The organism is Barnesiella sp. B2-R-119 (assembly GCF_023656675.1).
Classification (GTDB): Bacteria; Bacteroidota; Bacteroidia; order Bacteroidales; family Barnesiellaceae; genus Barnesiella; species Barnesiella intestinihominis.
In genome coordinates, this window is sequence record NZ_JAMOKL010000009.1 from 1 (window position 1) to 26,231 (window position 26,231).

30 protein-coding genes and 1 pseudogene are annotated in these 26,231 nt (G+C 44.3%); 8 read left to right on the plus strand and 23 right to left on the minus strand.

Going from position 1 to position 26,231, the window contains the following annotated elements; genetic code table 11:
• A pseudogene (locus tag NBH06_RS13210) lies at positions 1–109 on the plus strand (IS982 family transposase); the annotation flags it as partial.
• Here the strand turns inward: NBH06_RS13210 and NBH06_RS13215 are convergent.
• The 17 genes from NBH06_RS13215 to NBH06_RS13295 all read right to left on the minus strand — a co-directional run bounded on the left by NBH06_RS13215 (position 106) and on the right by NBH06_RS13295 (position 14,070).
• The gene (locus NBH06_RS13215) at positions 106–726 is read right to left on the minus strand and encodes a competence protein CoiA family protein (protein ID WP_250794770.1); all 621 of its coding nucleotides are present in this window, start codon (positions 724–726) and stop codon (positions 106–108) included. The pseudogene NBH06_RS13210 and the gene NBH06_RS13215 sit on opposite strands and share 4 nt — an antisense overlap.
• A gap of 8 nt (positions 727–734) precedes the next feature.
• Positions 735–1,133: a hypothetical protein gene (locus tag NBH06_RS13220; protein ID WP_074023947.1), complete on the minus strand. Its 399-nt coding sequence runs from the start codon at positions 1,131–1,133 to the stop codon at positions 735–737.
• 501 nt (positions 1,134–1,634) lie between these two features.
• Positions 1,635–2,015: a hypothetical protein gene (locus NBH06_RS13225; RefSeq protein ID WP_250794772.1), complete on the minus strand. Its 381-nt coding sequence runs from the start codon at positions 2,013–2,015 to the stop codon at positions 1,635–1,637.
• Positions 2,016–2,395: 380 nt separating this feature from the next.
• The gene (locus NBH06_RS13230) at positions 2,396–3,592 is read right to left on the minus strand and encodes a site-specific integrase (RefSeq protein WP_007834011.1); all 1,197 of its coding nucleotides are present in this window, start codon (positions 3,590–3,592) and stop codon (positions 2,396–2,398) included.
• Between the two features lie 74 nt (positions 3,593–3,666).
• Positions 3,667–4,188 (minus strand): glycoside hydrolase family protein, encoded by a 522-nt coding sequence (locus NBH06_RS13235; RefSeq protein ID WP_007834012.1) that lies wholly within the window; start codon positions 4,186–4,188, stop codon positions 3,667–3,669.
• 65 nt (positions 4,189–4,253) lie between these two features.
• The gene (locus NBH06_RS13240; RefSeq protein ID WP_007834013.1) at positions 4,254–4,754 is read right to left on the minus strand and encodes a DUF3872 domain-containing protein; all 501 of its coding nucleotides are present in this window, start codon (positions 4,752–4,754) and stop codon (positions 4,254–4,256) included.
• A gap of 7 nt (positions 4,755–4,761) precedes the next feature.
• Positions 4,762–5,334, minus strand: a complete 573-nt coding sequence (locus NBH06_RS13245; protein ID WP_007834014.1) for a conjugal transfer protein TraO — start codon at positions 5,332–5,334, stop codon at positions 4,762–4,764.
• Between the two features lie 2 nt (positions 5,335–5,336).
• Complete coding sequence (traN, locus tag NBH06_RS13250; protein WP_007834015.1) at positions 5,337–6,323, minus strand: conjugative transposon protein TraN; 987 nt, start codon at positions 6,321–6,323, stop codon at positions 5,337–5,339.
• A gap of 20 nt (positions 6,324–6,343) precedes the next feature.
• Positions 6,344–7,633: a conjugative transposon protein TraM gene (gene traM, locus NBH06_RS13255; protein ID WP_007834016.1), complete on the minus strand. Its 1,290-nt coding sequence runs from the start codon at positions 7,631–7,633 to the stop codon at positions 6,344–6,346.
• On the minus strand, positions 7,626–7,922 hold the full coding sequence (locus NBH06_RS13260; protein WP_007834023.1) for a hypothetical protein: 297 nt from the start codon (positions 7,920–7,922) through the stop codon (positions 7,626–7,628). The genes traM and NBH06_RS13260 overlap by 8 nt, the downstream gene beginning before the upstream one ends.
• Before the next feature lie 30 nt (positions 7,923–7,952).
• On the minus strand, positions 7,953–8,576 hold the full coding sequence (gene traK / locus NBH06_RS13265) for a conjugative transposon protein TraK (protein ID WP_007834025.1): 624 nt from the start codon (positions 8,574–8,576) through the stop codon (positions 7,953–7,955).
• A 19-nt stretch (positions 8,577–8,595) separates the two neighbouring features.
• Complete coding sequence (gene traJ / locus NBH06_RS13270) at positions 8,596–9,603, minus strand: conjugative transposon protein TraJ (RefSeq protein WP_007834027.1); 1,008 nt, start codon at positions 9,601–9,603, stop codon at positions 8,596–8,598.
• An 18-nt stretch (positions 9,604–9,621) separates the two neighbouring features.
• Entirely contained in the window at positions 9,622–10,251 is a 630-nt protein-coding gene (locus NBH06_RS13275) for a DUF4141 domain-containing protein (protein ID WP_007834029.1), read from the minus strand.
• Between the two features lie 47 nt (positions 10,252–10,298).
• Positions 10,299–10,913, minus strand: a complete 615-nt coding sequence (locus NBH06_RS13280) for a hypothetical protein (RefSeq protein WP_007834038.1) — start codon at positions 10,911–10,913, stop codon at positions 10,299–10,301.
• A gap of 31 nt (positions 10,914–10,944) precedes the next feature.
• A complete protein-coding gene (locus NBH06_RS13285) occupies positions 10,945–13,443 on the minus strand; it encodes a TraG family conjugative transposon ATPase (protein ID WP_250794776.1) in 2,499 nt (832 codons plus the stop codon).
• Entirely contained in the window at positions 13,440–13,772 is a 333-nt protein-coding gene (locus NBH06_RS13290) for a DUF4133 domain-containing protein (RefSeq protein WP_007834043.1), read from the minus strand. Before NBH06_RS13290 ends, NBH06_RS13285 begins: the two co-directional genes overlap by 4 nt.
• 1 nt (position 13,773) lies before the next feature.
• Positions 13,774–14,070 (minus strand): DUF4134 domain-containing protein, encoded by a 297-nt coding sequence (locus tag NBH06_RS13295; protein WP_005794045.1) that lies wholly within the window; start codon positions 14,068–14,070, stop codon positions 13,774–13,776.
• Positions 14,071–14,446: 376 nt separating this feature from the next.
• Between NBH06_RS13295 and NBH06_RS13300 the strand changes: the two genes are divergently transcribed.
• Positions 14,447–15,061, plus strand: coding sequence for a DUF6088 family protein (locus NBH06_RS13300; RefSeq protein ID WP_007834046.1), 615 nt, complete (start codon positions 14,447–14,449; stop codon positions 15,059–15,061).
• Complete coding sequence (locus NBH06_RS13305) at positions 15,054–16,112, plus strand: nucleotidyl transferase AbiEii/AbiGii toxin family protein (protein WP_007834048.1); 1,059 nt, start codon at positions 15,054–15,056, stop codon at positions 16,110–16,112. The genes NBH06_RS13300 and NBH06_RS13305 overlap by 8 nt, the downstream gene beginning before the upstream one ends.
• A 174-nt stretch (positions 16,113–16,286) precedes the next feature.
• Here the strand turns inward: NBH06_RS13305 and NBH06_RS13310 are convergent, their stop codons facing one another.
• The 4 genes from NBH06_RS13310 to NBH06_RS13325 all read right to left on the minus strand — a co-directional run bounded on the left by NBH06_RS13310 (position 16,287) and on the right by NBH06_RS13325 (position 18,707).
• Positions 16,287–16,910, minus strand: coding sequence for a DUF4122 family protein (locus NBH06_RS13310; RefSeq protein WP_250794779.1), 624 nt, complete (start codon positions 16,908–16,910; stop codon positions 16,287–16,289).
• Positions 16,911–17,077: 167 nt separating this feature from the next.
• Positions 17,078–17,506, minus strand: a complete 429-nt coding sequence (locus NBH06_RS13315; RefSeq protein WP_007834063.1) for a DUF3408 domain-containing protein — start codon at positions 17,504–17,506, stop codon at positions 17,078–17,080.
• Positions 17,507–17,508: 2 nt separating this feature from the next.
• Positions 17,509–17,946, minus strand: a complete 438-nt coding sequence (locus NBH06_RS13320; RefSeq protein WP_007834071.1) for a DUF3408 domain-containing protein — start codon at positions 17,944–17,946, stop codon at positions 17,509–17,511.
• A gap of 2 nt (positions 17,947–17,948) precedes the next feature.
• The gene (locus NBH06_RS13325) at positions 17,949–18,707 is read right to left on the minus strand and encodes a ParA family protein (protein ID WP_007834075.1); all 759 of its coding nucleotides are present in this window, start codon (positions 18,705–18,707) and stop codon (positions 17,949–17,951) included.
• 677 nt (positions 18,708–19,384) lie between these two features.
• On the opposite strand from NBH06_RS13325, the gene mobA reads away from it, so the two are divergent.
• From mobA to NBH06_RS13350, 5 genes are all read left to right on the plus strand, one after another.
• The gene (gene mobA / locus NBH06_RS13330) at positions 19,385–19,831 is read left to right on the plus strand and encodes a conjugal transfer protein MobA (RefSeq protein ID WP_007664665.1); all 447 of its coding nucleotides are present in this window, start codon (positions 19,385–19,387) and stop codon (positions 19,829–19,831) included.
• Position 19,832: 1 nt separating this feature from the next.
• The gene (mobB, locus tag NBH06_RS13335; protein WP_007834077.1) at positions 19,833–21,089 is read left to right on the plus strand and encodes a conjugal transfer protein MobB; all 1,257 of its coding nucleotides are present in this window, start codon (positions 19,833–19,835) and stop codon (positions 21,087–21,089) included.
• Positions 21,090–21,122: 33 nt separating this feature from the next.
• Positions 21,123–23,153: a conjugal transfer protein MobC gene (mobC, locus tag NBH06_RS13340; protein WP_250794780.1), complete on the plus strand. Its 2,031-nt coding sequence runs from the start codon at positions 21,123–21,125 to the stop codon at positions 23,151–23,153.
• 217 nt (positions 23,154–23,370) lie between these two features.
• Positions 23,371–23,862 carry a hypothetical protein gene (locus NBH06_RS13345; protein ID WP_007834084.1) on the plus strand — a complete coding sequence of 164 codons (492 nt, stop codon included), beginning with the start codon at positions 23,371–23,373 and terminating at the stop codon, positions 23,860–23,862.
• A 21-nt stretch (positions 23,863–23,883) separates the two neighbouring features.
• Positions 23,884–24,174, plus strand: a complete 291-nt coding sequence (locus NBH06_RS13350; protein WP_195664413.1) for a DUF4120 family protein — start codon at positions 23,884–23,886, stop codon at positions 24,172–24,174.
• A gap of 75 nt (positions 24,175–24,249) precedes the next feature.
• On the opposite strand, the gene NBH06_RS13355 is transcribed toward NBH06_RS13350, so the two are convergent.
• Positions 24,250–25,368, minus strand: a complete 1,119-nt coding sequence (locus NBH06_RS13355; protein ID WP_007834090.1) for an HNH endonuclease — start codon at positions 25,366–25,368, stop codon at positions 24,250–24,252.
• Between the two features lie 7 nt (positions 25,369–25,375).
• The gene (locus NBH06_RS13360) at positions 25,376–26,095 is read right to left on the minus strand and encodes a hypothetical protein (RefSeq protein WP_195664414.1); all 720 of its coding nucleotides are present in this window, start codon (positions 26,093–26,095) and stop codon (positions 25,376–25,378) included.
• Positions 26,096–26,231 lie beyond the last annotated feature (136 nt).

The window sequence follows — 26,231 nt, forward strand, 5'->3', positions numbered from 1 at the left end:
CGGCCTCTTTACCCGCATGGCTGGTAAAATCGCAGCATTGACGTTCATGCAATATGTCAATTTCGTTAATCATCGTCCGATTGGAAAGATAAAATATTCTCTAATCTAATTCAACCAACAGGTGTAGTTATTCTTTTCGTAAAATTGAAATGGATGTAAATTCTCGTGGTTATAAATCCACTTACGCCTTTCTCCACTGTTTTCGATGAAACTTTTAACTTTTGCAGGGTCAAGTTCACAAGAGTTTAAATCTATTTCCACACAATCTATTTTTGCTGAAATAATCTTGCCGGCCTTTTTGATATCCACTTCGTGTGAGCGTTTGAACTCCACCCACATAATACAACCATTTTCTGTATACCCAATACAATCAGGGCGCAAAGACAATTCTCTGTCAAACACCTCTATTTCTACTTTACCGAATACAGTTCGCTTTTCTGTTCCACCTTGTCGAACAGGAGGCAACATAATAAGTTTATGTTCTTGCAAAATATCCTTAGCCATTTTGTGGAGAGCCGACTCTATTGCTCCGACACAATCACTTCCGTTAGCGTGCGCAAAGTGATGAACCTTACGGCTTCCTCCATTCTTAGCCACCAATTCACTTTTACAATGTGGACAAAAGCACTTACATGCCAAACCTGTTGATACACTATCAATGTGTATCAACTTACTATCCGCATCAAGTGCATACGTCAAATATGGTTTTTGCTGAGGCTGTGTCATGAATTAGTCTAATATATCCGCCAAATACCACGCTTGTTCTTATCTATATTCCACTGAACCTGCCAAACTCTCCCATCTACTTGATCGAGAAGAATAAAATTAAAAGTGTTTTCAGTCGGATAAAGAAAGAAACGACCAGATTTTGCATCTTCGCCTTCTGCTAATGGCATGCTGTTCAATTCATACTGCATAGCATCACTATCTGTACTATATTGCACATGCATTATCACACCTGTTCGTGTGTCCAATTTCAAGAATGTCCAACGGTTATTTGTTTGATACAGACGAAAATTTACGTTACTGTCAGGCGAGGCAACTGTTGTTTTCGTGTTGGAAGTGGAAGTCTGTGCATTTGTTGATGCAAAAGACATCAGACACAAGAAAAATACAAACAATGATTTTTTCATAAATTAGTTTTTATTAGATGATGATATATTATTGTTATTTGCTTATTTTAACGTGAGTTCAATATAAGTGTATACCACAACTTAGGAAATTTCATTGCAGCAACATCTACTATGGAACAGTTTGCCAGTAGAATCTTTAATTCCCGCTTGAAATCATTGCCTGGTTGGATTGCATACATCAAGTAAGCCATACAACATTATAAGGCTCTTTCTTAGTTATGTTTCAAATGTCTTCTCTCAAGGGATGTTGCAAAGATAATGCTTATTATCAAAAGATAGTATCATAAAACTTATATTGACAACTATAAATTTGATATTATTCTATGATTTGATAATGTATATCTTGATGACCCTATCCAATATTTATACTCTTTTAATGGATGATATTGATATGAGTGAGAAAGATTTACCCAAATAACGCAAATACTATAAAGTTTTTAAAAATATGACTTTAGAGTATTGTCGTAAATAATCATCTAAACATTATTTCAATGGTTATTATCATAAATCTTCACCATTTGCCCTATTATACTCATTATCATAGAACATGGTGATATAGTATCCCCCCGCAAATTCAGAAATTATAAACCAAACAGGCTTCTTTAACACTATTTCTATAGCATAATCTAAAGACATTTTATATATGTCTTTCTGGATTTCTTCTGTTGGATTATCCAGTTCCTGTTGAGTGTACTTTGATAAAACTGTTTCTTTCAATTTTTCAGCTATCTTTGTAGAATCTATCGCTAATGGCTTTTGGTAAAATACAGCTTCATATCTTTTATCATGTACTGTCAGTTCGTAAGCAATATCTTCATCATCTGCTATTGTATAATCATCAATACTTACATAATTAGAGTTGTTTTTGAATTGTTGGCACAATTTGTTGAATCGGATTTTAATACTTGTTTCATTAGTGTCCCGTTAAAATGGGACACTAATGGATTCATTTATTTCTAATAGTTCCACGAAAGAACTATACTCCGTTTGCAAAATTACTAAAAATTGTTCAAGGAAAGGTAGAAACAGGCGATTATTTTTTCTTCTTCAAAAAATTAAATGATGACACCAAATAAATTTATATTCAACGAATTATGAAAATTTTGTTATTTTATAAAGATAAAAGATGAATGTTTGTATAGCTTGTAAATTTTTATAAATCAGTAGGCTATGATTAAAAATGTTATGAAAATGTCAGTTATTTATTTTGCATTACATTTTTAATCAAGGTCTTACATTGCAATTATAGTTCTTTCGTGGAACTACTCCAATAAAGACCTGATAAGTCCTTGATTGGCATCATCTATCACCGAGTTTTCCAACATTGTTAGATAAATCTGCGTTGTCTGTTCCGAGGTATGTCCCATACCAGCACTGATGACAGAAATGGGAACATTATGATTTCTCGCAGCGGTAGCCCAACTGTGGCGAGAAGTGTATGATGTCAATTTGCAACCGGCAGGCAACATCTTTGATAATCGTCTCAACTGTCTATTATGGTTGTTGATTGCGACTTGATACTCTTCGTATGCCTCCTTTGTGTCCGTAGAAGTCAAAATAGGGAAAACATAAGGCGATAATGCCGATGAATATCTGTCAATTATACGCTGGATACTTGGTTCTATACGCACACTCAATAATTGTCCCGTTTTGCGACGGGCATAACATATCACTCCGTTTTGAATGTTTTCTTTCTTCAAATAGGCAATATCTACGAATGCCATTCCACGGGTACAATAGCTGAAAATAAATATATCCCTTGCAAGTGCAAGAGGAGTATCTTCTGTTAATTTCAGTTTATATAACTGCGATATTACAGACTCTGAAACAGCACGCTTGCGGGTACGATCTATACCAGTATAAACCTCTGTAAACGGATGTGATTGTTCAACAAACTTGTGTCTAACTGCCTTGTTGTAAACGGCACGCATTATACGCATATAGAATGAAATAGAGTTCCTAACCATCCCTCGCTGCACAAGGAAGGCATTGTAGTCCGCAATAAGTTGTTCCGTCATTGCCGAAAACGGCAAGTTGACTCCACCAAGAAACTCGGCGAAGTTTTTCATCGTTTTCTCATAGTTCAGGGCTGTACCCAAACGATTGGCATTACGCATCAACCGTATCTGATTCTTCATAAAGTCCAATACAGACACATGACATTCTGGAGACTTGTAGCGTTTGATAATATCTCCAACCGAATAGGTTACTCCGCTATTATCCAAGTCTTTGACAATTCGTTTCAATAGTGCAATATCACTATCTATACGATTCTGAATAATGCTCTTGTCTGCAACACTTACAACAACCTGTTCACCTATTGCATCCCATTCGTCAGGCTGCAATCGGATATTGGTTGTTATCTGTTGTGTCGCTCTACGATGAGTCACTTGATAATATACAGTTCCTGCACGCCCTGCGACTGATGATGGACGTAGTTTTACTTTAATTGTTGCCATAATGTGATTTGGTTTAAGATGATACAATAAGAGCCTCCACTCAATTGCTTAAGGGAAGGCTCTTTAAATAACGGCTACGGGATATACAGCAATTGAAACTCTCTTTTTCTGCGGCGTTCGATGCTGGGAATAGGCTTGCCTTTGTAGCAACGGTACGAGATATACTCTTCGTAAAAATCTCTGTCGCCGGACTCGATTTTCTTGATAAGGTTACTCTTCGGGCGTTTACCATATCCTAACAATCTGCTATGGCCGACATTGTAAGCCAAAACCGTCAGCAACAGAGCATCTTTCCCATACTGTCGGAAATACTTGTATCGCTCCAATAGGTCGGCTCTGAGTAACGAATCCGCTTGTTCCTCGGTAATATCGGCTGTCAGGTTTTCGTGTGGAAGCAGTTTATGACCATAACCGATGTATGGATAGTGTTTTGCCGAGTGCCACCCCTCAAACTCCTTGATAAGTGCTACCGCCTTATCGAACAGTTCCGCAGAAATCTCCTTGGGTAGTGGTGGCGATGAGTCGCCGCCACGTGTCTGTGCCTTGGCATATCCACAAAGCAAGGTCAGACAAATAATCATCAATTTTATTCTCATAGATTCTCTTTTAGTGATTGGTTATGGCGGCAGACACCCGACAAGCGAGTGCCTGCCACCGTTGTTTAAGGATTGATGTTGATTGGAGAGACGATAGTTCCTATGGGAGTAATCGTGTTACCCTCTGTGGTATCCTCTTCCTCCTTCGCCTCATTATTGAATGTGAATGTGAGCTGATAGAGCTGGTCGTGGTTATCCTCGAAATAGACATCTATCGTCTGCTGGTCTTCACACTCTGAGGTATAGTACAGACGGAACACATCTCTGTCAAGCGGATAGCGGTCATTCGGGAGTAACACCATACCGTCATCCATTCTCAATGTACCCTCGCCATCGGGCTGGAAGTAACGGATTGTGTAGCGAGTATCGGAGAAATACCCCTCACGGACAATCTCACAGCGTATCTCTGCTGTCTCGCCCTGTACCAATCGCTTGGGTACAGGCATTGTCTCAACCTTAAAAGGATAGGCTTGCTGAACATCGAGGTCATCCTCGCAAGATGTGAAGCCTAATACAGCGGTCATCATGGCACCGCAAACCATCATATAGGAAAATAACTTTTTCATAACGCTTTTAATTGATTATAAATTTGACACCTAAGCCGAATTGAGTGCTGAACTTGCCGAGTGAGCCTCCCCAGAGGACACGCTCACGCACATTGGCAAGCAGGACAATACGGTCTGTTATATAACTCTCCAATTCAAGGGTGATGGCACCGCCATAGATGAAGGCATCCTTGGCAAGCAGCGTAGAGCCGTCGTGTAGTAATCTATCGCCCCAATTCACCGTTTCGTAGCCTGCCAATGCAGAGCCACCGATGGAGAGGAAGAAGGTCTTTGTGGGATCGGACAAGAACTTCAGATAGTAACCGCCCTCGGCTGTGAACTGGGCACGAGGAATGGATGTACCACGATAGTCGTAGTTCTTGAGCAGATATTCTGCACCGACCACCCAGCGGTTAGCCTTCTTGGTATATCCCGACATCGCTATTCCCGTGTAGTAGTTGAGCGGAGATTTCGAGCCGTTTACAAAGCCGCCTCTGAGTTCCACACCCATCATCTTCGGGAGATAACGCTGGGCGTATGCCTGCCCTGATGACAGGGCAAGCGATACGACTGCGACAAGTAGAAACAGATACTTTTTCATGGTTACTTCACTTTAAGTTCGTTGATTACCTTTGCTCTTACGATGTCCTCACTCTCCACGGTGAAGGTCTGGTGTCTGCCACCGCTCTTCTCGTGCATCTCCACCACAAGCACCTTGTCGGCAGGGATGGTGAACTTGTCGAACACAAATACAGTACGCTCATCCTTGTTGCCCGCAACGGTTGTGGCATAGTCATAGGCACGCAGAGGGAAGATGACCTGCTCCTGAATGGCTGTACGCTTCATCACCTGCTTATCCACAATCTTGAAGGTCACAAAGTCCACCTCGTATGGTACATTCGATGTGTTCTTCACCTGCGTATGGAAGTAGAGCAAACCATTGTGGGTGTAGAGTCCACGCAACAGATACTGGATGCCGAACGCCTTGCAGCCGATGTGCTTGATGTGGCGTTTGTTGTCCTTGTGGATAGCCTTGCTGATAAGGTGTACCAACTTCGGCGACTCACTGCCAAGCTCCTGCAAATAGATGTCGAGAGCATTGTTGGGACGGTTTACCTCACTGCCATCGTGAATAAAGTCCTTCATCTCGATATTCAGGAGCAGAGGCTCATCCGAGTACTTCACATTGAAGGTGTAGAAACTGCCGCTCTCGGTAATCACCGACATATTGGTCTCATCGCGGAAGTTCTTTACCGTAGCCTTCACACGAATCACATTCTCCGAGCCATCGGCCTTACCTGCAATAAGGTTAGGCGAGCCGAGATCGACATAGCGTACTGCCGCAGGGAAGATGATGTGAGTGGTCTTGTCATATGTCACCTCCAAGCCGTAAGGCGGTATCATACGGTCAAAGGTCAGCTTCTTTGTCAGCCCGTGATAGATGTCACCATCCTCCTGCTGCGGATAGATGTCCGTAGTGAGGGTAACATCACCGGCTACTGTGTTAGTTACTGCGGTTGAATCAACCGACTGTGCATTGGCACTTACAACGCCCATCGTGAGGGCAAGCATTACAAAAATCTTTTTCATGTCTTTAATGTTTTAATAGGTTATTGATTGTTTTGATAAAGCATCAGTGTATATCCTGATTTGAGGTGTACCTTCTCTTCACGCATCTTCTTGGAGATGTACTGCGACACGCCCTGTATGGCACCGCGACCTACTTCGGATAGCAGTTGGTCTCCGGCAGACTGGTTGGTGATGGATATGCTCGTTCCGAGGTTCTGTCCCAGATTTGCCGCCATCTCCTTTGCCGCACTCGCCTCCATGGAGCCGGGTATGAAGATTCCCGCCTGTCCGTCATTGTCGTGGACGGTAAGTTCTACGGGAATGATCGTTCCGTTATGCTCCACCTGAAGAATCTCGATGTCGAGCCTTTCGCCTTTGATGCTGCCTTCACCCGTGATGAGGGTGTTTCGTGGCAGTACATACTTTCCGACACGCATCGCCTCCAAGAGCCTGAGCCGCACACTCTGACCGCTGATGATCGTCTGGTCGCCATGCACACACGCCTTGATGGTGTTACGTGCTGTCTGCTTCGGTGCTTCGCCTACCGCAGTGTGAAAGCCACTGCCTACGGATTGTGCCATCCGTGCTATCATCACCGAGTCGCTTACAGGTTGAGCGAGTGCCGACACTACGGGAGTCGTTACATGACCTACGGGCTGTGCCTTCGCCTTGCCACTTCGTGTGGTGGTCTCCACCTCCTCGGCTGCGCCCTCGGAGGTTGCAGCAGTACCTCCGGGCATATACTTCGCTGCAAGCTCGTATGACTTCTCCAAAAGTGCCACCTGGTCGGCATATGTCGGCTGGCTGTTCTGCTGCTGTGCCATCGACTGCTTCAGCTCCTCAAGTTCCACTTTCAGAGCCTCCTTTTCAGGATCCTCACGCGGCTCTTCGTAGAAACTGCCGAGCGTAGCATTGATGTCGTTGTAGGCAGATGTGGATGTAGAGAACGAGTTGCTCCGACTGCTACTGCCACTTCGATAGGATGAGCCACCACCTGTATATCTCGGTTCCTCGGGTATCTCGACCACCTCTTCCTCCTCGTCATCGGTGGTCATTGCCGTAAAGTCCTCAAGGGTACGCATCTTCTGCTCCTGCTTGACACGCATATCCTCCAGTTCGTAGGCTGCAATCTTATCCGCTTCGATGCCTGCACCTCGCGGATCGGGAAGTTCGGCGTTGAAGCCTACCTTCTGCTGTTCCGCCTGCACCTGCTCCTTCGATGGCTTGAAGATGAAGTAGAATGATACAAGGCATAGCATAACCATTCCGCCATACACAAGAATTTTCTTGATTTGCTCCTTTCTTTTCAGAGCATTTGCATCGTTACTCATAGCTCTCTGAATTAAATTGGTTAAAGAACTCTTCCATCTCCCGTATCTTCTCATCCGAGAGGCTGTCGGCAGGAGTTGCCTCCTCCTCGATAATCAGATTGGTGGCAGGCGGCTCACTTCTGACATACTCCTCATATCTGTAATCGGGAGCAGGCATAAAGATGACATAAAGGGCCACTCCCATATACGCCAGCAAGAGGCCGTAGATGATAAGGCGTTTGGTCTTCGATGCCTTGTTGTTCCAAGACTTGTTGATTGAATCCTTGATTTTCTGAATGTACTTTTTCATCGCTGTAAATGTTAATGGTGAATAATTGGGTTATCTGTCATAGACTCTCAGGTCCTTGTTCTCCACCACACGGAACGCCTCGAAGATGAATCCGTGAGGGTTGTTGTCGCTGCGTGTGGAGTTGAGCAGTCGCCCTTTGGTTACAAGGCTTCGTTCGGTGATACTCTTCTCGCGGATGATGGATAGCCTTGCGTATGTCACCACCTCGTAGGGATAGTGGTTGAAGTTGCAGCTTATGCTATCTACCTCGATACGCTGCGATACATTGCCTGAGATGATACGGTTGTAATACCCCTGCTCCGCAAGGTCGCTGTAGTGCTCATATGCCGAGCGGTCGCTCAGAAACATTGCCCTCTGGATATTACCCTCGATGGCACTCTTGTCGGGTGCAAGCGTGAAGAATAGTTCGTGGAAACGCTTCACATGCTCCCTTGCTTCCACAGGACGGTTCTGCTCCAAGTCCTGCGAGAGAGCCAGCATCAGCGACTTGCCCTCGTCAAGGACATATATCTTCTGTCGTTGTGCCTCGGCAAAGCTGTATGCCTTCCAAAGCGAGAAGCCCACAAGTGAAGCACAGACAAAGAGGTAGGCAATGCCGAAGAAACGTATCTGTCTGAAGCCGGTCTCGATGTTTTTAAATGATTTGAATTCCATTTGAATACTGTTTAATAGGTTATCGTTTAAGTAATCTTCCTGCGATGTTGCCGATGGCGGCACCTGTCGCACCTGCTGCAATCGATCCCGTGCGGCTCGCTGTCTGGGCTACGTTCCTGCCATAGTTACCTGCACCGCCGCCTGCCTGGATTATCCAGTTGGCCACTGTCGGAATGGTGAAATATCCGATGATGCCGATAATGAGGAAGGTGATATAGACCGCATTTGACCCGTCAGGGATGAAGTTGGGATCAGACAGTTGCTCGATGTCCTTCTGTAGCATCAGTACCTGTATGCGTGCAAGCACGCTGCTGAAAAGGTCGCTCACAGGTAGCCACAGATAGATGCTTATGTATCGGACAAACCACTGCGTGAGTGAGGCATGGAATCCGTCCCAACAGGCTATCGCAAAGGATATAGGTCCGAGTATCGAGAGGACGATGAGGAAGAATGTTCTCAGCGTGTCTATGACAAGGGCTGCGGCATTGAACATCAGTTCCAACAGTTCACGGAAGAAGTTCTGAACAGCCTTTTTCATATTGTACATCGCACGATCCACATACATTCCGCAAGCCTCAATCGCATCCAACGCACCCAACTCATCGAGCTTGTTGTCAAAGGACTCCTTATCCACAAGGTAGGCTGTTTCGGGATTGCGTTTCATCGCCTCAAATTCCAGCTTGTCCTTCTGCCTACGATACTCGTTCATATCGAAGGTCTGCGTTTCAAGGATTCTGTGCGTTCCCGTCACGATGGGCGACATTACGCTGTTGAGTGTGCCCAACACCAATGTCGGAAAGAACATGATACACAATCCGAGAGCAAAGGGACGCAGGAGCGGAAAGACATCTATAGGCTCGGCTCTTGCCAACGACTGCCAGACACGATAGGCGACATAGAAGAGAGCACCCAATCCGGCAAGTCCTTTGGCGACACCCGTCATCTGCGAACAGAGGGGCATCATATCCTCATACAGACTCTGGAGTATCTGATGCAGATTTTCAAAGTTTACTGCTAATAGTACCATAGTCGTAGGATTTCAGATTTACCAATAGCGTTCACTCGGCGAGCCGTAGAGGGACATCACACGGTCAACATCGTTCTGCTTCTTCGCTCTGAGGTAAGACACCCCGATGTTCTTGTTGGTGTAATACTGCACAAGCCCACGGTATTGGAGCATCTCGCTGTAACACTTATCGATGATATCCATACGGTCCTTGTCGCTCATCGAGAGTCCGTTCTCATTGACAACCGATTTAAGGTCATTTAAGAGGTGGGCACTCTCTTCGAGCAGTTTCGTATATCCCAAAGCTATGGCACTGAGTTCCTCCACCGTAAAATAGGGGTCGTTCAGCATACGCTCAAAGCTGTTTACATAGATGTCGGTAATGTCGCCCACAAGCAGGATGGTCTGCTGTACCTTGCGTGCATCGCGGACAAGGTTCTTCACCTTCTTCAGAGCATCGTAGTACTCCTTGCCCTGCTTATAGATCTTTACTGTCTCCTGGAAGTTCTGAATCATCGTACTTGCCGTAGAGGATGTATGCACGATGTTCTTCGTGGCATTGATGATGCCTTGTGCGAGGTTGCCGGGGTCTGTCACCACCCACTGCGCCCTCGATGTCTGGCTGACAAAGAGAGCCACCAGACAGAGTATAAAAATTTTCAATCTCATACTGTTACGAATTAAAGGGTGAATACTTAATCATTGTCTTACTGAAATCACAGTCCCATCTTGCGACCTCTTGATTTGGGTTTCTGTCGGATATGCTGCTTTCGGGACGGTCTCTCCTCGGAAGAGTCGCTCTGCCTCTTCTTCATTCCGTTGAAAAGCTCATCAGCATAAGGTCTTCTGCCTGTCATCCTGACAAAGCGGGCATCGAGTTCACGATATGCCTTTTCAGCCTTGGCAGAACACTCTTCCGAAGAAGCCTTCCTGTCAATACCGTACTTGGCAAGGAAATCGGGACGGATATGGATGGTGTCGTGAACATTGTCGGGGAAATGTGCAATCTGCCCCAGCTTCTCCAACTCATCATTCAGTTTGTTGAGATAAGGCACGGGAGGTCGTTCACAGATACTCTCGAAGATCTTCTCCACGGCTCGTGTCAGCCTTGCATCCACCTCAAGCACATCAGGTATCTCTCCCGTTGCTCTTTTCTGCCGATAGATTGCAGGATCCATATCCTCCAACTGATGATACAGACGGTAATCTTCCGTAAGTCCGAAGTAATCCTGCATCGACTGCGGAATGTTCCAATTCTGCATCAGTGACCAATAGAGGCACGAGATGACCTCCTGGCGTCTCTTTTCGTCTGATTTTAAGTTACTATACATACTTCAAATGTTTAATGGTTGATAAAAAGGGTTACTTGCTTCGCTTGCTCTCGGCAAGCTGCTTGATGGCCAGTTCGATATTACCGTCCAACTTCTCGGTGAGCCGCTGCAACTCCAGCTTCTCGGTCTCCTCGGTAGTGTAGCAGTAGTACTCTTCAGGAGATACCTCTGTGGCATAGACTGCCGACTGTGCTCCGCCAAGACCTATCCACACCTCCTTGTACTTCCTGCCGGGAGCATTGGAGAGGTTGATGGAGAGAATCTGTGCACGCTCCTTGTCGGTAAGTCCGAGCAAAGCCTGTATCTCATCGAACTTGTTCACATACTTACGCTGGTCGAGAAGAATCTTGCAGTCGCTGTTGTTGATGATGGTGCCCTTGACAATCGAAGATGATATGATATCCTCGACCTCCTGAGTGACCACAACAGCCTCTCCGAAGAACTTACGCACGGTCTTGAAGAGGTACTTCAGATACTCGGCCATGCCCTCTTTGCTGATGGCTTTCCACGCCTCCTCCAAGAGAATCATCTTACGGATGCCCTTCAGCCTACGCATCTTGTTGATGAAGGTCTCCATAATGATGATGGTCACTATCGGGAAGAGTACCTTGTTGTCCTTGATGTTATCCAGCTCGAAGACGATAAACCGCTTGTTCAAGAGGTCTAACTGCTTGTCGGAGTTCAATAGGAAATCATACTCGCCACCCTTGTAGTATGGCTCCAGGACATTGAGGAATCCCCACACATCGAAGTCCTTCTCGCGTGTACGCTTCTCCTTGAGAATATCCTGATATTCGTCACGGATAAACTCATAGAAGGTATTGAACGAGGGCTTGATGCTCTTGTCTGCACGGATACGCTCCAAGAAAAGGTTCACGGCATTGGAGAGCGCCACCTCCTCGGCTCTCGTCGGTGGCTCATCATCCCTTTTCCACAGGGTGAGGATAAGCGTCTTGATGGACTCCTTCTTCTCAATGTCGAACACACCGTCCTCGACATAGAAAGGATTGAAGGCTATCGGATCACTCTCCTCGTAGGTGAAGTAGATACCGTCCTCGCCACCTGTACGGGCATTGATAAGGTTACACAACCCCTGATAAGAGTTACCCGTATCGACAAGCAGCACATGCGTACCTTGCTCGTAATACTGTCTTACCATATGGTTGGTGAAGAAGGACTTTCCACTGCCCGAAGGACCAAGGATGAACTTGTTGCGGTTGGTGATGATACCACGTTTCATAGGCAAATCCGAAATATCCAGATGGATAGGCTTGCCCGTCAAGCGGTCCACCATACGCATACCGAACGGAGAGAGTGAATCCTGTCCTGTGGTCTCCTCGATAAAGAGGCATAGTGCCTGCTCGATAAAGGTGTAGAAGGACTCCTCGGCAGGGAAATCGCCTGCATTGCCGGGGATAGCAGCCCAGAACAAGGTAGGCGTATCCACTGTATTGTGTCGGGGCTTGGCCTCCATCAAGGCGAGCTGACTGCCTACATCGTTCTTCACACGCTTGAGTTTCTCTCGGTCATCGCTCCACGCGAAGACATTGCAGTGGGCACGGATAGCCGTCAGCCCCTGGCTGTGTGCCTCGTTCAGGTACTCCTCAATCCACTCGCGGTTAATCTGGTTTGAGCGGCTGTAACGCGATAGCGAGTGCATATTGCGTGCTGTCTGCTCGAACTTACGCAGCATCTCCGCAGAGTCATCTATGAAGAGGTACTGGTTCACGATGTGGTTGCAGGTGAGCAACACCCCGATAGGTGCGGCAAACGAGAGGCGACAATCGCTACGGTCTGTCGAGAGACGCTCGTAACGGCTGTCGGTGGCTACGCTTGTCGGCAGGTCTTCGGGATCGGAGAGCGTATGCAGACAGAGGTAGTTGTCACCAATCTTCATCTCGCCAGCTCCGAGGGTGATGTCCTGCAAGCAGGTGGTATCCTCCTGCGAGAGCGAGAAATACTTCTCGATGATGCCCGCAGTTGACTCCGTGCCTGTAATCTCATCGCCCGTAAGACGTGTGAGCGTGATGAATCCGCTGTCGTTGATGATACGCTCGAACTGCTCGCAACACTCCAGGAATCGGCTCACCGCCTCCTTGTCCTGCATCTCCTTCGGGATAATGAAGCCACGGGTAAGGGCATTGAAACTGCTGGTTGTGCGGCTATGCTCCTTGGTGGTCTTGGTGAGGAACAGATAACAAGTATGCTTCAGGTAAGGACGCTCATTGAAGTGTCGCTCGAAAGAGCGGCTGAGGAAACTGAGGTCTTCCTTCTGCAACTCGGGGGTGTAGCTCTCCTCAATGAAGAAGTCCTGCTTATGCACGATACTGTAGTTCGGCAAGACCTTGACCGCCTTGGCCCATGCCGAGTGTATCGCCTCATACTCCGCCTGTGTGACGGTGAAGAGTTCGGGAAGCTCCACACGATAGCAGACCGTGATGTCGGCATCCTTGCTGATGATGCAGTCGTGCTCAACCGACAGAATCGGGAACTTGCTTTCGAGGGTAGCTGCTTTCATTACATTTCTCATGACTTTCTGTTTTTGAGGTTAGGAATAATCAATCGCAAGAATCGCTTGCGGTTGATGATGTAGCGGGGATGGTTCTTTGCAGCCTGCATCTTCATCAAGCCCCACTCGCCATACTTGGCATTGAGGTGGAAGGTCGCCCAGACAAGTACCGAAGCGGAGATGACTCCCAGTGCGATACATATCCATTGATTCACGCCTGCCATATACAGCACCATAAAGGCAATGAGTATGGCAAGCAGACCGCCGGCGAAGATGAAGAGGTATTGGCTGCGTAGCCCCTTGAACTCGGGGCTACGACCAATCCCTTTGTTGATTTGATAGACCGCCATATTAGAGGAAGAATGAACGGAGAATAGTGGCGGCTACAATGAGGAAGATACAGGCACCGAACCAAGAGGCTGCGGTCTTCGAGGTGTCGGGGTCGCCCGAAGAGAACTTCGAATAGACCTTCACGCCACCAATAAGACCGACTACGGCTCCCACTGCGTAAATCAACTTGGTACCGGGGTCGAAATACGATGTTACCATGTTGGTAGCCTCGGTGATACCTGCGATACCGTTACCCTGTGCGTAAGCACCTACTGTTGCAAGCATAAATGCTGCTGCGAATAATACTTTTTTCTTCATACGTCGAAATGTTTTTTAGTTATACAAAAAGTGATTTCGACTGCGAATATATAGCACTTAATCCATTGATTTTCAAATCGGTCTATACGCGTCATAACGTGTCGTCAGATGTCATATTTGGGGTCTTTTGAAGGGTGGATTTTGGGGTAAAAAGAGGGACAAGAAGGCTTGTTTGAAGGATGAAATTTCAACCTTATATTGTCGGGTTAAGCGGGCGAAAACTTCCAAAAATCACAAGTTTTTGCCCGCTTAAAGAGCAAAAAGTATAGGTGTAATGAAATAAACAATGGATTCTTTTGTCACTTCGCAATATTTTCATACCTTTGTGGTCGGAAAAAAACGCTTTTATTCCGACTTAAAATAGGCTAAAAATCGTATGCAAAGAACTGTGGAACATAAAGTTAAGGCAAAGATAACCTACGCAAGATATGGCGAGGTGTTTTTTGTGTCTACATTCCATCAATTTGATGTGGAATATGTAACCAAACTCCTTGCTCAATTTGAGAAAGAGGGTTTGATTACACGAATAGCCAAAGGCGTATATGTTAAGGCAAAAAAAACACGATTTGGAGTGGTATATCCTTCTGCTTTTGAACTGGTAACGGAGATTGCCAAGAGAGATAAGGCTATAGTATTTCCAACAGGTGAAACCGCTGCTAATAGATTGGGATTTTCCACACAAGTCCCAATGAATGCTTGTTTCATAACATCAGGAACTCCAAGAACTCTGAAATTGGGCAATAGAACTGTAACATTAAAACATGGCGTTCCAAGAAATTTTGCATACAAAGGAAAACTAATGCCCGAATTGGTACAGGCTCTTCGTAGCATTGGAGAGGATAATATAACAGAGAGCGTGGAAAAAAGAGTTGCTCAACTATTATCTGCAACACCTGAAACAGAAACAATTGAACACGATCTATTATTGGCACCGGTATGGGTAAGACAAATTATAAAAAGAAACCTCAAAACGGATACTGACAATGAGTAAATGGATAGACTTTTCGATAGATGAACGCAAGGCCATGATACAGGGCGTTGTGGAAGCAAAGAATATTGATGAAGCCGCAGCGGAGAAAGATTGGTGGGTAACAGCCATATTGTACGCCTTGTTCCACACAAAGGCTTCCGAGTATCTACTTTTCAAAGGCGGTACAAGTTTGAGTAAAGGTTGGGATATTATAGACCGTTTCAGTGAAGATATTGACTTGGCTCTTGGTCGTGACTTCTTCTTAAATGAAATGAATCTGTCGTGTGCCAACTGCACCAGCAACACTCAAATCCACAAGTTCAGAGAAAAGGCTCAGGATTATCTTTTCGGTGAATTTAAAGATGACTTGAAAGAACAACTGGCAAATTTAGGGTTGGATGTGATTGTACTTGCAGAAAATGAAGTCGTTGATGAAAATGGTGAACTAAAGAAGGTGGATCACGATAAAGACCCATCTGTGATTTTTGTTCAATATCCATCACTCTATAATAGCGACGCTCCCTATGCAATACCGACTGTGAAGATTGAAATCAGTGTCCTTTCTATGGCTGAACCATACGAAATGAAACGCATATCTTCATTGGTTGAACAGGTCTATAAGAATGAAGATGTTGATTCTGATATTGTTCAGACCATCAAGACCGTGAGTCCTGCAAGGACATTCTTAGAGAAGGCATTTTTGCTTTGTGAGGAATACCAAAAGAAAGAGCCAAGAACATATCGTATGTCTCGCCATTTCTATGATTTGGAAAAGTTATCACATACCGATTATATGGATAAGGCATTGAATGACTCTAACCTTTATTATGACATTGTAGAGCATAGAAAGAAATTCTATCATGTCGGATATGTGGATTATGATAAGGGACTGCCAGAATCCATTACGATTGTTCCAAGTGAAGAACTTGTCCCGAAATATGAGGTGGACTACAGCGATATGCGTTCCAGCTTTATCTATGGAGAGGCTCTGGAGTTTGCAGATTTGCTCAAGTTCCTCGAAACGTTGCAGGAACGATTCCGAAAAGTTCCTCCAAGAGCAACAGCAGAGTAATTATAGCTTAAACAACATAGCAAGGCAAGAATCATAATGCACGAGGCATTACGATACTTGCCTTACTTGTTAATTAAAATAGCGGACTCCATAAAAAACGCTGGCACCACGATTCACATCGGAGTGCCAGCCAACATTGTTTAAGTAATAAAAATCATTAACCATGTACAAATACTAAGCATACTTATTTATATCGAACGACTTGACTTTACTTGCTTTCCTTCGTTTAGGCAGAGGATTTCCATTAGCATCCAAACATTCTTGGAGCAACTGATTTACTTTATCTCCATTGCTTACCTTATTGACAAGGAAGTCCAATATCACCGTATTAGCCAACTTATGATGGATGGTTGATGCTGCACGAATAGACTTCTGCTCGTCAGGATTATCTGAGTTTAGCACATCCACAAGGTTGTTCATATCCTCATATGTTAAGGACTTGTCAAAGTCCGGATCAGGTATTACTCCTTCAGGCTCCATCAACTCACGCTTATCCTCTTCGGTCAAACCCTTCTGAGGTTCGATGTTATCCTCTACATCATCGGGATTGATGTCCTTATCTACAGGCAGTTCTACCTCTTTCAAAGGTAAAGAACGGGTCGGAATCTTCCGGTCAGCTTCAATATCGTTATAATATATGATATTGGACTTTCCCATTACCTCATTCGGATCATCATCAACAGGAGGACTCTCTTCAACCTTTTGAGGCATTACTGTTTGGATTGGTTTAGGCTTTTCCGTAAGCAAATCCTTACCGTATATTTTCTTACGCCTTTCACGCTTGGCTTTTTCTGCCATTCGTTTCTTTCGGTACTTCCATAATCTGACACGGGTTATGCGTGCCCAGTTATGCAGTTTGTCCCACAAACCGTAAATCTTACGGCAAAACAAGAACACCCACAGATGATAGAATACGAATAAGGCACATAAGACCTTTACTGCAAAATATATCTTTACTTCCATAGCTAAAAGAGTTTAGTTTTACTATCCTCAAAAATCTTATTGATAGTCGTAGCATTTTCAGCAATATGGTCTTTGATAATTCTACTGACATAGCCTGCCATACTCGTATCTGGTGCAGCAATTGATAAAAATCGCTTCATACATTCATGACTACTTCTATCAATATAGACCTGGACGCGATTTTTCATCATATAACTACCAAGGAATCTCTTTTTATATTCCGCTTTATCAATTCCTTTTGCAGAAGAAGTATCTTCATATAGCGAAGGATTCTCTACAAGAGCAACTATGGTCTGTTTCTTCACCATAGGAATATTAGTTCCCTGATGATTTTTGTGTCGTACAAATCGACTATAGATATACTTTACGATAACGCCTGCTGTTACCAAATAACAAGCTCTTGTTGTGATATTTACTATTGTTTCAATCATACTTAAAATGGTTTTAATGGTTTGTAATACTCTTTGTTATATAACTCGTTAATCTCATCCCAGTGCTGCTGTAAATGCTCCACAAGGATATTACTGATGTAACCTGATACACTCATATCGGGAGCAATGACAGGCAACACCCGTTTGATGCAGTCCGCCACTTCGCGATTGATATATACATGCGAGCGGTTTGAGGCAGGTATATTCACAAGATACCTCTCTTTATATGTACTTGTTTCCTCACGCTTCTTTCGTGGCTTGGGGGTACTCGGCTTTGAGGCTACCGCCTCAGTGCCTTCGTCCGAATCTGTATCCGAATCCTCGGTCTCAATGACCTTCGGCTCCTGATAGTTCGGTCTTTCCCTGCCAAAGACAGGGATATCACCGACCATAATGTCTTTGAGCATATCCTCATTGACTTCTACTTTCTTCTTAGCCATAACTATTTCAGTTTAAGTTTCACAATCAGCTCATCGGCCAATTCACCGATACCACTGCCCTTAAGAAGTTTCGCAGGAGGCGGTAACATCGTGCAACGGAAGAATGACTTTTTCGCATGGGTAATCTCCTTCTCATACCTGCATAGGTCAGGCAGAGTGGAGTCGAGAACGGATAGCTTCAACTCTCCCATAATCTGCGAGTAGGTCTTCAGTACATCCGTATTGCTACGCTTCTTGAGTCTGTTCCAGAAGAAGATGATGTCTTTGAGAGGAACATCCTTCTGACTCTTTGCATAGTCCAATACAGTGGTGGCAAAGGATAGTGTACTCTGCATAACAATCAAATCGGGAATGGAAGGTGTCAATACATAATCCATATTAACTATGGTGCGGAAGACACCCGTTGATTGCACCGTTCCCGGCAGATCCACAAATACAATATCCAAGTTCTCCTTCTCGGCAAGTTTGTCCGCCGCCTCTCTTGCTTTCTCTGCCGTAGAGCCGATAATGGGATATGCCTTCTTTTGTGTGCGTTCCCATTGCTTCTCCACAAGCTGCTGATGATAGGGACTTGCAGAGATTGCCTTCTTGTCACGCTCACGCATACGCACGAGGCTGTGCTGCGGTGAGTCGCAGTCGATGATTGCGACATTAAGGTCTTTCTCATAGTGAAGGTAGCTGGCGAGTACTACCGTAAGGGCTGACTTACCAACCCCGCCTTTCTGGTTGCTGATAGCAACTAACAAACACTCTTTACTCATAATACTTAAAATTTAAATTGTTAATAAATAAGTTAACTGTCTCTTCCAATATCCCGTGAACGCATCCTTCCAACTATCCATTAGCGGTTGTTTGCACTATCAGAATCTTCCGTTGTTCCGACCATCGTAGCAACCGTTATCGGATACTTCCGACTATCCAACCGCTACTGGTCGGTATATTGGTCATGACCTTCCGTTAACTGTCATATCCGACATTGCTTCCAACTATCCAACTGTTCACGGAAGCAACCGACAGTGTGACCATTATTCCGTTATCGGAGGGTAATTCCCAACCGTTCACACCGCAAAGAAATAGCGAAAAATTGGAATAATCACCATGTTGTCAAGCCTCTGACTATACATGTCATCATATGTCACCACATAGCATATAACTCGCTATTTACCAATAGAATACACCTGTCTAACTTTGCACCAGAAAGGTCTATGGACGCACGACGAACGGAGTTTTCGGATGCTTCTCTCTGAGGGGAACGGCGACAGCCAATTTTACGAAGGAAAATTCATGTTCAAGCGAACATAGCAAGTTGTGTTTTGAGGCACCCGAAATGTTTTCGGGCACTCAAAACAAACTTGCCACTCGCCTGCGGCTCGGGGAGGGATTCACTCCAAAGTCGTGAATCCATAGCGGAAGTTAGTAACCAATTAAATGTAAAAGTATGCAGACGAACAACAGGAAAAACCAAAGAAAAGGTGTAGGCAGGAAACCGAAATTAGATCCAGCTATACATCGCTATGTGGTCCGATTGACATCGGAAGAGAACGGACACTTCGACATCCAATTCCAAAAATCAGGATTCAAGGAGAGGTCGAAATTTCTAAAGGCTCTAATCTTCGAGCGTGAAGTAAAGGTAGTAAAACTCGACAAGGCGGCTATGGATTATTACATACGCCTCACGAATTTTTACCATCAGTTCCAAGCCATCGGCAACAACTACAATCAGACGGTACGAGCTGTGAAAGCCAACTTCGGGGATAAGCGGGCATTCGCCCTTGTCGCCAAATTGGAGAAAGCCACACTGGAGTTGGTAGTGCTGAGCAAGCAGATTATCGCCCTCACACGCGAGTTTGAGGAGAGGCACTTAAATCGTAAAAGCGGAGGTTGATATGGTGGCTAAAATCAACAGAGGTGCTTCACTCTACGGAGCCATCATCTACAATCAGCAGAAGGTAAATGAGGATACGGCACGCATCATAGCGGGCAACCGCATGATTACCGATTCTCTTTATGACCCTGATAGGATTGTCCGGCAGACGATGTTCGCTTTTGAGAGTTATCTTGCTGCCAACCGCAACACCGAGAAGCCTATCCTGCATATATCGCTCAATCCGACATTGGACGACAATCTTACCGACAGTCAGTTTGCGGATTTGGCAAGAGCCTATATGCAGAAGATGGGCTACGGCAACCAGCCCTACATTGTCTATCTCCACGAGGACATAGACCGCAGACATATACATATAGTATCTACCTGCGTGAATGAGAACGGTGAGAAGATAGACGATGCCTACGAGTGGAACCGCTCGATGAAGGCCTGCCGAGAATTGGAGCAGATGTTCGGGCTAAAACAGATTGCCGACAAACGCAGAGAGTTGTTGGAGCCATATCTCAAGAAAGCGGACTACACCCGTGGCGATGTAAAGCAGCAGGTATCGAACATTCTCAAGAGTGTCTTTACCTCGTACCGTTTCCAATCCTTCGGCGAGTACAGTGCCATGCTCTCGTGCTTCAACATCGAGGCAAAGCAGGTCAAGGGCGAGTTCGATGGCAAACCCTATTCGGGTATCATCTACACGATGACCGATGAGAACGGTAAGCCTATCTGCACGCCCATCAAGTCCTCGCTTATCGGCAAGCGTTTCGGCTACGATGGTGTGGAGAAGCGTATCGCCTACAATGCTCAGGAGTTACGAGCGAAGAGGTGGCAACCCAAAATCCGCAACGATGTGGCTCTGGCAATGCACGGCTGTCGTGGCAACCGCGAGGAGTTCGTGCGTCTGCTTGGCAGCAAGGGCATTGATGTGGTGTTCCGCGAGAACGATGCAGGTCGCATTTACGGTGTCACATTCATCGACCACCACAATCGTGAGGTCTATAACGGTTCCCGTCTGGGTAAGGAGTTCTCGGCAAACAACTTCGAGAAGCTATTCAACTTGCAGGGCGACATTCCATGGACTGATATGCCACAAGGATTTTCGGAAAGCCACAGCCTCTCATCGGCAGACCTTGAATCGGGCATAGAGCAAGCCTTCGGAATCTTCTCGTTTGACGCTCCTGCAAATGATCCGCAGGAGGAGATGCTCGCCAAGCAGTACCAGAAGAAAAGGAAGAAGAAAAAACGCCGTTCACGCGGCATATCGTAAACCAATTTCACTAACCATTAAAACGAATTTATTATGCAACAGGAAGATGATTTGAGAGGATTGGCAAAGGTCATGGAGTTCATGCGTGCCATATCCATTATATTTATTGTAGTACATATCTACTGGTTCTGCTATCAGGCCATCGTGGATATGGGTATCAACATCGGAGTGGTAGATAAGATACTGCTCAACTTTCAGAATACAGCAGGGCTGTTCAGCAACCTGCTTGTGACAAAGGTGTTCGCCATCATATTCTTGGCTCTGTCGTGCCTCGGCACAAAGGGAGTCAAGAATCAGAAGATGACCTGGCAGAAGATTTATGCGACCTTCCTCGGTGGTCTTGTACTCTTCTTTATGAATTGGTGGATGCTCGACTTACCGTTCTCGCCAATCGTGAATATGGTAATCTACACGGTTACTATGACTGTCGGATATATCCTCTTTCTTATGTCTGGAGTATGGATAAGCCGTATGTTCAAGCATAACCTTATGGAAGATGTCTTTAATGTGGCCAACGAGAGCTTCATGCAGGAGACACGACTGATGGAAAATGAGTATTCGGTAAACCTGCCTACGAAGTTTGTCTATCAAGGCAAGGAATGGGACGGTTGGATAAATGTCGTGAATCCGTTCAGAGCAACCATCGTACTGGGAACACCGGGTAGCGGTAAGTCGTATGCCGTAGTGAACAACTACATCAAGCAAACCATAGCCAAAGGCTTTGCCACATACATCTACGACTACAAGTTTGATGACCTGTCGGTAATTGCCTACAATGAGTTGTTGAAGAACATAGACAAGTACAAGGTAAAGCCGAGTTTTTATGTCATCAACTTTGATGACCCGCGTCGCTCACACCGCTGTAATCCCATTAACCCGAAGTTTATGGTTGATATCAGCGATGCCTATGAATCAGCATATACTATTATGCTTAACTTGAATAAAACATGGATTCAGAAACAGGGCGACTTCTTCGTAGAATCTCCGATTATTCTTTTGGCGGCTATCATCTGGTATCTGAGAATCTACAAGGACGGTAAGTATTGTACCTTCCCTCATACGATTGAGTTCCTGAACAAACCGTATGCGGATATATTTACGATTCTGACCTCTTATCCTTCGTTGGAAAACTATCTTTCACCCTTTATGGACGCATGGAAAGGTGGAGCGCAAGATCAGCTCCAAGGCCAGATTGCATCGGCAAAGATTCCGCTGTCGAGAATGATTTCTCCGCAGCTCTATTGGGTGATGACGGGCGATGATTTTACCCTCGACTTGAACAACCCCAATGAGCCGAAGATACTCTGCGTAGGCAATAATCCCGACCGCCAGAATATCTACTCTGCGGCTCTCGGTCTATACAACAGCCGTATCGTGAAGTTGGTGAACAAGAAAGGTCAGTTGAAGAGTTCCATCATCATTGACGAGTTGCCGACTATCTATTTCCGTGGTATCGACAACCTCATTGCCACTGCCCGAAGCAACAAGGTAGCTGTTTGTCTCGGTTTTCAGGATTACTCGCAGTTGGCTCGTGACTATGGTGACAAGGAGGCGAAGGTTATCCAAAATACGGTGGGGAATATCTTCAGCGGACAGGTGGTTGGCGAGACTGCAAAGAACCTATCGGAGCGTTTCGGCAAGATACTCCAGCAGCGTCAGTCGGTATCTATCAACCGTCAGGACACATCTACCTCTATCAATACTCAGTTGGACTTCCTTATACCTGCCTCGAAGATTTCCAACCTCTCGCAAGGCACATTTGTGGGTAGCGTGGCGGATAACTTCGGCGAGGAGATTGACCAGAAGATTTTCCACTCACGCATCATCGTGGATAGTGCAAAGGTCAATGCCGAGACAAAGGCATACAAGAAGATTCCTATCGTCAATGAGTTCAAAGACGAGAACGGCAACGACATTATGCAGGAGCAGATAGAGCGTAACTATTCCCGTATCAAAGATGAGGTTGAGCAGATAGTTCAAGATGAAATGGAACGAATCAAGGCTGATCCTGAGTTGCGTAAACGATTGTTGCCAGACGAGAAGGACGAAGAGGATAACGATTAGAATCTGTATCCTATTTCTTACCGCAAAGGTTGTCCCGTGCCTTACGGATTGAGCAAGGTCAAGCCCTGTGGGTGTCGTGGAAAAATCATCCTCGCCCCTCGGGGCTTGCGGTATTTTTCCCGCCAACCTTGCACAATCCTGCACGGAACAGTCAAGGCGGTAAAGAAATAGAATACAGTGCTTCGCCTGTAATGTATAACTTAAATAATGATAGACTATGATTAGAATGACATTATCAGAGTATCTCCGCAAACCAAAGGATTATCGTGGAGAATGGACCACAGAAAGATGGGATTTACCCAACTGGGAAGAAGAACGCAAGAAGTATATGGGCAAGCGTACACTTATGACAAATGTAGATGGTGCTACTTGCTTGGTTGTCGAAGGTCTCAGCCTTGAAATTATTGACGACTCCGATTGGAAGAAGCCCGATGCAGTCAGAAAAGAGATAAGTCGCCAATGCTTGAAGTTCTTTACAGAGCGAGGCATCGAGCCTCACTATGCCGATTGTCTTATACGCTATAAGGATAACTACGATACCGTTGAAGTGCGTATTGCCATCGGAATGGATTCCGATACCGAAAAGGATGATGACATTTTCTTCTATTGCGACACGCTGGAAGATATGAAGTCACTTGCAGAAATCGGCAGTGAGGACTTTTACATTGCCGACTGCTACGGCTTTGGAGTATATGAAGATTTATTATAAACCCCTTAAAACATATCAAGTATGAAGATTTTATGTCAAGAGCGTTATGAAAAGGCTGTTGCCTACGCAAAGGAAATCGAGAACGACACGCTGCAAAAATGTATTGACCGCTTGAAACAATGGGAGGAAAATCCAAACTGCCCGTGTGAAATTGAACTCTACTATGACTCGGCTCCACACTCATTCGGATTCCGACAGGTATATCCCGATGGCAGAACGGGTATTGTTGGAGGCTTGCTCTATCACGGAAAGCCCGATCAATCATTTGCCGTATTGATGGAGCCGATGCACGGGTGGAGCATACACACATAGGAACTGCTAATTCCTATAAATGAGAAAGCCAACTTAGGTCTGTATATGCAGGCTTAAGTTGGCTTTTTTGCATTATTAAATTTGAGATGACAACTTATTTTCTACAAATTTCATAATCTCATCTCCTATTTCAGAAATCATTTCTTCCGTTATAACGCATCCGTCAGGATATTTCCCAAATGCTTTTTCTATGGTTTTTGATAATTCTTCATGATCCTTTCTTCTTTGCCATATATTCATAACCCTATCACATCTTTCTTCAATGTATGGCAAATTTTTCACATATTCATCATATGGTTGTTCTCTAAAAACATTAAGTTCTTCAAGAGTAAGAGGTAATGAAAAAGTTCGAGTTATTTCACAACCTTCTACTGTATCATATGTATATGTTTCATTTATATCATCTCCGTGATAGTTTGAATCTAAAACTACAATATAAATGAATATACCATAGTATTCCATCATAGCATATAATAATGCTGTATCTTTACTTCCTTCTATATGAATCATATGAGTTACCTCTTCTTTGGTATCATCATATGGAAGTTTCTTGAAATGATGAAGATACAAGACTTCTTTGGCATCCTTTTCTCCTACTATATAAGGAATTAAATGTTTTATTCGAGGAGTATCTTGAGTTTTAAACAAATAATAATTTACAGCAGATTTTATAATACTAGGGAATGCTTCTTGCGAAATACAATTTCGTTTATGAAGGATCGGCTTATGTTCAACAGTGACAGCCTTCTCAATAAGTTTATCTGCTTCTTCTTGAGAGATTGTTCCCTCTCTAATTAGACCATTAAGAATTCCCTTTAACTCTTTTTCATTGCGAGCAGTTATATGTATGCTGATATTACCTTGATTTTCTTCTTTATCCACATATGGGCGTCTTAATTCTATTTTTTCTCCAGCGTTATAAACTGCAACTTCACGACCTTCATCATCTAACATAATTTGTTTATGCGGATTCTTGCGTACTTTTTTCACTTTCAACATATCTGTATAAAAGGATAAATCTTCTGCCAATTTTGCATCCGCGGTGTCTCCTAATGTATTATTACATCTTTTACACAAAAGTTTATTTGAATGTAAATGTCCTCCAATAGCATTTAGTATAATATGCTCATCTGAATTATTGGTATCAGTAAGTTCTTCATCACATATGTAACAATAATATTTGATTTCTTCCATAGCCTTTTTATTTATTAGTTAGCACACTCCAAGGTGAATCTGATAGTAATTTATCAAGCATATCTTCTTCCAATATTTGAGAAATTGTAGAGCCAGAAACAGCAAAATCATCCAATATATTATTAGAATCTAATTTATCTACTGAAAGACCTTTCCATTCTCGTTTCCAAACTTCACTCCAGTCTTCTTCAATATCTCCAGTATAATGATTTACAAAAGGGGTGAATTCCATATCAAATCTTACAACTAAATCGTTTAAACAATTATAATCAGGAGCTATAACAATCATATCTCCTCTAGGGAATCCAGAGAAATCAAATTTGCCGTTCTTGATTCGCCATTCACGCAGATACTCAAAGTCATAAGAATCTACATCCAATTTCTGCGTTCTCCACTCTAAATGATCTGGTATTTCCTCCGTACCGTCTGTATAAATAACATTTCTAGCTCCAAAATCTCGAACTAATATATCTCTTGAAAAACCTAATCCCCAAGGTTGATACATGGGTTTTCCAGTGCTTTTAACCTTTACGTCAAAAAATTTTGTAATAGCAGTTAATGGTGAAGCCGAAAAACATATATAACCTTTGCTGCTAACAAGTTGCTTTTCTTCCAAAATCTTTCGTAATGTTTCATGAGGAGACTGGTCATACCCATTGATGAAATGAAAAAGATAAGGACTTTGATCAAGCCTTGCCATTTTGAATTTATCATTAAAATATGCCATATACTATATTTTTATAATACTGCAAAGTTACTCCGTTTTTTACGATTGAAAGACAGAATGGGCTACAAAAAGTATATATAGCGTGAAAATCCCGCTTCACTCGCAAAGTCCCTTCAAGAAGTTAACTCGGAGGGAC

Bases quoted from the DNA above. Each gene is read 5' to 3' on its own strand.
- NBH06_RS13215 (WP_250794770.1), bottom strand. From the start codon at position 726: ATGACACAGCCTCAGCAAAAACCATATTTGACGTATGCACTTGATGCG.
- NBH06_RS13220 (WP_074023947.1), bottom strand. From the start codon at position 1,133: ATGAAAAAATCATTGTTTGTATTTTTCTTGTGTCTGATGTCTTTTGCA.
- NBH06_RS13230 (WP_007834011.1), bottom strand. From the start codon at position 3,592: ATGGCAACAATTAAAGTAAAACTACGTCCATCATCAGTCGCAGGGCGT.
- NBH06_RS13235 (WP_007834012.1), bottom strand. From the start codon at position 4,188: ATGAGAATAAAATTGATGATTATTTGTCTGACCTTGCTTTGTGGATAT.
- NBH06_RS13240 (WP_007834013.1), bottom strand. From the start codon at position 4,754: ATGAAAAAGTTATTTTCCTATATGATGGTTTGCGGTGCCATGATGACC.
- NBH06_RS13245 (WP_007834014.1), bottom strand. From the start codon at position 5,334: ATGAAAAAGTATCTGTTTCTACTTGTCGCAGTCGTATCGCTTGCCCTG.
- traN (WP_007834015.1), bottom strand. From the start codon at position 6,323: ATGAAAAAGATTTTTGTAATGCTTGCCCTCACGATGGGCGTTGTAAGT.
- traM (WP_007834016.1), bottom strand. From the start codon at position 7,633: ATGAGTAACGATGCAAATGCTCTGAAAAGAAAGGAGCAAATCAAGAAA.
- NBH06_RS13260 (WP_007834023.1), bottom strand. From the start codon at position 7,922: ATGAAAAAGTACATTCAGAAAATCAAGGATTCAATCAACAAGTCTTGG.
- traK (WP_007834025.1), bottom strand. From the start codon at position 8,576: ATGGAATTCAAATCATTTAAAAACATCGAGACCGGCTTCAGACAGATA.
- traJ (WP_007834027.1), bottom strand. From the start codon at position 9,603: ATGGTACTATTAGCAGTAAACTTTGAAAATCTGCATCAGATACTCCAG.
- NBH06_RS13275 (WP_007834029.1), bottom strand. From the start codon at position 10,251: ATGAGATTGAAAATTTTTATACTCTGTCTGGTGGCTCTCTTTGTCAGC.
- NBH06_RS13280 (WP_007834038.1), bottom strand. From the start codon at position 10,913: ATGTATAGTAACTTAAAATCAGACGAAAAGAGACGCCAGGAGGTCATC.
- NBH06_RS13285 (WP_250794776.1), bottom strand. From the start codon at position 13,443: ATGAGAAATGTAATGAAAGCAGCTACCCTCGAAAGCAAGTTCCCGATT.
- NBH06_RS13290 (WP_007834043.1), bottom strand. From the start codon at position 13,772: ATGGCGGTCTATCAAATCAACAAAGGGATTGGTCGTAGCCCCGAGTTC.
- NBH06_RS13295 (WP_005794045.1), bottom strand. From the start codon at position 14,070: ATGAAGAAAAAAGTATTATTCGCAGCAGCATTTATGCTTGCAACAGTA.
- NBH06_RS13300 (WP_007834046.1), top strand. From the start codon at position 14,447: ATGCAAAGAACTGTGGAACATAAAGTTAAGGCAAAGATAACCTACGCA.
- NBH06_RS13305 (WP_007834048.1), top strand. From the start codon at position 15,054: ATGAGTAAATGGATAGACTTTTCGATAGATGAACGCAAGGCCATGATA.
- NBH06_RS13310 (WP_250794779.1), bottom strand. From the start codon at position 16,910: ATGGCAGAAAAAGCCAAGCGTGAAAGGCGTAAGAAAATATACGGTAAG.
- NBH06_RS13315 (WP_007834063.1), bottom strand. From the start codon at position 17,506: ATGATTGAAACAATAGTAAATATCACAACAAGAGCTTGTTATTTGGTA.
- NBH06_RS13320 (WP_007834071.1), bottom strand. From the start codon at position 17,946: ATGGCTAAGAAGAAAGTAGAAGTCAATGAGGATATGCTCAAAGACATT.
- NBH06_RS13325 (WP_007834075.1), bottom strand. From the start codon at position 18,707: ATGAGTAAAGAGTGTTTGTTAGTTGCTATCAGCAACCAGAAAGGCGGG.
- mobA (WP_007664665.1), top strand. From the start codon at position 19,385: ATGCAGACGAACAACAGGAAAAACCAAAGAAAAGGTGTAGGCAGGAAA.
- mobB (WP_007834077.1), top strand. From the start codon at position 19,833: ATGGTGGCTAAAATCAACAGAGGTGCTTCACTCTACGGAGCCATCATC.
- mobC (WP_250794780.1), top strand. From the start codon at position 21,123: ATGCAACAGGAAGATGATTTGAGAGGATTGGCAAAGGTCATGGAGTTC.
- NBH06_RS13345 (WP_007834084.1), top strand. From the start codon at position 23,371: ATGATTAGAATGACATTATCAGAGTATCTCCGCAAACCAAAGGATTAT.
- NBH06_RS13350 (WP_195664413.1), top strand. From the start codon at position 23,884: ATGAAGATTTTATGTCAAGAGCGTTATGAAAAGGCTGTTGCCTACGCA.
- NBH06_RS13355 (WP_007834090.1), bottom strand. From the start codon at position 25,368: ATGGAAGAAATCAAATATTATTGTTACATATGTGATGAAGAACTTACT.
- NBH06_RS13360 (WP_195664414.1), bottom strand. From the start codon at position 26,095: ATGGCATATTTTAATGATAAATTCAAAATGGCAAGGCTTGATCAAAGT.